Annotated in this window: 4 protein-coding genes; 2 read left to right on the plus strand and 2 right to left on the minus strand. The window is 71.2% G+C overall.

Going from position 1 to position 4776, the window contains the following annotated elements; genetic code table 11:
• Window positions 1-1922: hypothetical protein (locus VFO68_RS11245; protein WP_325158165.1), on the minus strand; the 1922-nt coding region annotated here is incomplete at its 3' end.
• Entirely contained in the window at window positions 1919-2242 is a 324-nt protein-coding gene (locus VFO68_RS11250) for a DUF362 domain-containing protein (protein WP_325158166.1), read from the minus strand. The genes VFO68_RS11250 and VFO68_RS11245, both read right to left, overlap by 4 nt.
• 223 nt (window positions 2243-2465) lie before the next feature.
• On the opposite strand from VFO68_RS11250, the gene VFO68_RS11255 reads away from it, so the two are divergent.
• The gene (locus tag VFO68_RS11255) at window positions 2466-3446 is read left to right on the plus strand and encodes a ParB N-terminal domain-containing protein (protein WP_325158167.1); all 981 of its coding nucleotides are present in this window, start codon (window positions 2466-2468) and stop codon (window positions 3444-3446) included.
• Window positions 3447-3534: 88 nt separating this feature from the next.
• Window positions 3535-4617 (plus strand): methyltransferase, encoded by a 1083-nt coding sequence (locus tag VFO68_RS11260; RefSeq protein ID WP_325158168.1) that lies wholly within the window; start codon window positions 3535-3537, stop codon window positions 4615-4617.
• Window positions 4618-4776 lie beyond the last annotated feature (159 nt).

The raw sequence follows: 4776 nt of genomic DNA on the forward strand, positions 1-4776 counted from the left end.
CGACCGGTCAAACCCGCGTTGGCCGGAGTGCCGGTGATCGAGGTCCAGTGCCAGGCCGAGTCGAACGCGGTGACCTCGATGTCCGTGCCGCTTTCCACCAGGCCGGCGGCCAGGCTGGTGGCCTGCGCCACGAACGCCGAGACCCGGTGTGCGGCAAGCAGATCCTGTTCGTCGAACGGCAAGCCCTCGCAGCGCAGCAGCCGCAGGTCGAGGAAACCGTTGAACCGGCGGCCGAGCACGGTCACCGCCTGCGGGCTGCGGATGCTGAACCGCACCTTGGCCGCCACGTGCCCGTGGTGGTGCTGGTCGGAGAAGAACGCCACGTCCGGGATGGTCGGCGGCACGAAATGGTCGCGGGCCACGACTTCGGGAACCCGGGGCAGGTTGCCGGCGATGAAGTGCCACGAGTTGTACTGCATCCGCGAGGACATCGCCCACGCCTTGTCGGCCAGATGCGCGATGGAGTCGCCGAAGTAGCGCCGGGACCGCCGGGCCGGCACCACGCAGCAGAAGAAGTCGGTGATCTCCCAGTCGGTGATCTCCGGCCAGTTCTCCGCGCGCAACGCCGCGGCCAGACCGGGCAGCGAGCGGATGCCCCGGCTCATGGCGAAGTCCGCGTCGAACGCCATGGTGGACGCCGCCACCGACTCGTACACCAGGGACTCGAGCCCGGTGCCGAACCCGCCGTGCGGGCGGGCCAGCCAGTCCGGCGCGGCCGCGAGACCGGCGCCCAGCTCGTCGAGCGAGTTCCCGCGCAGCGGCAGCCGGTCGGTGAGCCGGGCGCAGAGCAGCTCCTCGCGGGCCAGCGCGGCGGTGCTTCTCGGGGCGGCCACCCGCTCGATCTTGTGCATCAGCGCGCCGTGGATCTCCCGGTACAGCTGGACCTTCGGCATGATCTCGGCGCGCCGTGCGCGCAGTCCCTCGGCCAGCGCGGCGAGCGACTCGACCCGGGTGGGGTCGGCGCAGGACACCGCCCGGCCGCCCGGGACCGCGTTGTAGTTGGTCCGGGCCCGCTCCAGCAGGCTGGCGATGTGCGCGAGGGTGAGCTGGGTGCCGTTGGCCTCCTCGATCCGGCCGAAGCTCGCCGAGCGGATCAGCAGCACCAGACAGACCACCATCAGCACGTCGTTGTCCGACCACAGCTCCAGCGGCACCCCGCGCAGGCTGCTCGGCGCGCAGTCCGGGTGACCCGGCCACAACGTCTTGCCGGTCAACGTGTTGCGCTCGCGGAAGTTGGTGTACCGCTTGTCCTCCTGGTACAGCACGAACGGCGCGGTGCGCAGCGCCGCCTCCCGCACCAGTTCGAGCAACTCGTCGCGGCCCTGCTCGCCTGCGGCGGCCAGCCAGCGGCGGCAGTCGGCGATCTCCTCCGCCCGGCGCTGCGCCGCCCGGCCGCTCTGCGCCTGGTACTCCCACAGCGCGCGGGCCGACCACGGCACCCGGAGCACGCCGTCCACCAGATCCTCTTCGCTGGCAAGGGGTCCGTTCGACGGAACCCGGACCACGATCTGGCCGCCGCGGGTCAGGCCCAGCTCACCCCGGAACGCCGCCCGGTCCCTGGTCTCCGGCTGCTCGGGAATCTCGTTGCCGTCGAGGGAGATCCCGAACAGCACGCGCAGCGCGACGGCGTGTTCGGTGCGCAGGCCGCGCAGTTGCACCTCGGCCGGCACGTGTCCGTCCAGCGTGAGCAGGACGCGCAGCGCGCCGGCGAGATCCGGGGCTGCGACGGCCCGCTGCCAGGTCCGGGCCAGCAGCCCGGGAAATCCGGCGTCCGGCCCCACCGGGTAGTCCGGCTCGGGGGCCACCCCCGCGGCCGCGCCGAGCCGGCTGGGCCGCCGGCTCATGCGCTTCTTGGCCATCTCCTCCCGGCGGGAGCCGCCCTTGCGGGGGGACATGCCGTTGCGGTCGATCGATGTGGTCATGGCGTGTCCTCATCGGTCAGTTCGATGTGGCTCCACATGTCGTGGTCGGTCGCCGTCCATTCGTCGTCGACGTAGATGCAGTCGACCGGGCAGACCAGCACGCACTTCGGGCAGCCGGAGCACAGTTCCGGAACGATGACGACGCTGAGCCCGTTGTCGAAGATGGCGCCGAACTCCGGCGGGCAGTTGCGCAGGCAGGTGTCACAGGTGATGCATTCCGAGGACTCGATGCGACGTGGTGGCTTTTTCCAGGCCTCGTTGCGTGATCGCGAGGCGATCCGCTCGGACCGGCCGGTCGCGGTGTCTTTCGCCAGTGACAATTCAGCACCTCAATCTGGACTATATGGCAAGGATTCGCGGCCGGAGTTAGGATCGCACAAACCGGGGTGCGGTCACGATTCGTTCGACCGCGGAATAGAGCGCAGTCGAACAGCTGAAATACCTCCGGTGATACGGCTTGAGCGCTGCTAAAACGGCGGTTGACATTCCGGCGCGGGGGCATTTCCAATGAGCGTGACGGAGCCTTTGCGAGGGGAGCTGCCGATGAGTGTGCGCGAGTTGGACCAGGCCGGATCCGCCGTGCCCTGGATCGAGTCGCACCCGATCGTCAGCGTGGACATCGACTCTCTGGTGCTGGCCGAGTCGCCCCGCAGCGGTGGCGCGGACGCCCAGCACATCCGGCTGCTGGCCGAGGCGACCGGCGACATCCCGCCGATCACCGTGCACCGGGAGACCATGACGGTGATCGACGGCACCCACCGGGTGCACGCGGCCATCCGCAATGGACAGTCCACCATCGCGGCCCGGATAGTGGACTGTGACGCGCACACGGCCTTCGTGCTCGCGGTCGCGGCCAACATCTCGCACGGGCTGCCGCTGTCCAGAGCCGACCGCACGGCCGCGGCCAGACGCATCATCGCCTCCCACCCGCACTGGTCCAACCGGGCCGTCGCGGCCGCGGCCGGACTGTCCGACAAGACCGTCTCCCGGATCCGCACCGAGGCCGACCCCACCCGGCCGGCGCCGGTCACCCGGGTCGGCCGCGACGGGCGGGCCCGGCCGCTGAACACCCGGCGCCGGCGCGAGCAGGCCGCCGCGGTGCTGCGGGCGCAACCCGAGGCGCCGCTGCGCGAGATCGCCCGCGCCACCGGGCTTTCCCCGGCCACCGTGCACGACGTCCGGCGCCGCATCGGCCGGGGCGAGCATCCCGTGCCGGAGCGCTACCGCGATTCCGAGCCGGTGGCCGAACCGGAGCGCCCGGCCCGGCCGGTGCGCCAGCTGCCCACCCGGGTGGACGGTCAGACCCTGCTCAACCAACTCGGCAACGACCCGGCCGTGCGGCTCACCGAGGCCGGCCGGCACACCGTGCGGCTGCTGCACCGCTGCCTGGTCGACCACGATCATCTCGCGCGCCTGAGCCGGGGTCTGCCCGACCACTGGGCGCCGCAGATCGCCCACCTGGCCCGGATCTGCGCGACCGCGTGGCAGAACCTCGCCGAGCAGCTGCACGAACGCGCCGCCTGACTCAAACGATTGTCAAAGGCGGTCCCGGACCCTTGTGCCAGTGCGGCGAATCCGGACGTAGCCGCGTAATCGTCAGGGAGGAACGCGCATGCCCCCCATGCCGCCCGCCCGGGTCGTCCGCACCGTGGAAGCCGTGCGGGCCCGGTTACAACGACTCACCCAGCTCATGGTGCCGGCGCCGGTCGCGCTGCTCGAACTGGCCATGAGCTCCATGGTCACGCAGGCGATCTACGTCGCCGCCGAGCTGCGGCTGGCCGACACCCTGGCCGACGGACCGCGCACCGCCGAGGAGATGGCCCGAGAGGCCGGTTCCGACCCGGAGGCGACCCACCGGCTGCTGCGCATGCTGGCCGGCTACCGGATCTTCACCGAGCAGTCCGACGGCCGGTTCGCCCTGACCCCCATGGCATCCGCGCTGCGCTCGGACGTGCCGGGCTCGATGCGGGACATGGCCGTGCTGATGGGTCACCCGATCCACTGGGAGGACTGGGGACACCTGGTGGACTCGGTGCGCACCGGCGAGCCGAGCCTGCCGAAGCTGCGCGGGATGGGCGCGTTCGAGTACTTCGAGGCCAACCCCGAGTACGGCGCGGTGTTCATGGGTGGGATGTCCACCCTGTCCAACATGGAGACCGAGCCGATCCTGGCCGGTTACGACTTCTCCCGCTACCGGACGATCGTCGACGTCGGCGGCGGGCGGGGCGCGCTGCTCGCCGGAATCCTGCAGCGGGCCACCACATCCCAGGGCGTGCTGTTCGACTCCCGCGCCGCCGACTTCGGCGCCGCCGAGACGTTCGAGGCGGCCGGCGTCGCCGACCGGTACACGATCGACGCCGGTGGCCTGTTCGACCCGGTCACCCCGGACGGGGATGCCTACCTGCTCAAGCACATCGTGCACGACTGGCCGCAGGCGCAGGCGTTGGAGATCCTCGGCAACGTGCGCAAGGCGATCAAACCGGACGGCCGGCTGCTGCTGCTGGAGTTCGTGACCCCGCAAGGAAACCAGCCACACCCGGCCAAGCTGGTCGACCTGTGGCTGATGTTGCTGGTCGGCGGCCGGGAACGCACCGAGGCGCAGTACGCCGAACTGCTCGCCGAGGCCGGTTTCCGGCTCGACCGGGTGGTGCAGACGGCATCCGCGGTGTCGATCGTCGAGGCCCGGCCGGTCTGATGGCCGCACCGGTGGTGGCACTCAGCGCCGACTCGGTCACGACCAGTTGGGGTCTGTGGCGCGACAAGCGGGCCGCGATCCTGGCCTGGGGCTACGTGGCCAAGGTGGCCGAGGCGGGCGGAGCACCGGTGCTGCTGCCGCCGGTGCCGGAGGTGGCCG

Source organism: Actinophytocola sp. (assembly GCF_035712165.1).
GTDB lineage: Bacteria > Actinomycetota > Actinomycetes > Mycobacteriales > Pseudonocardiaceae > DASYTH01.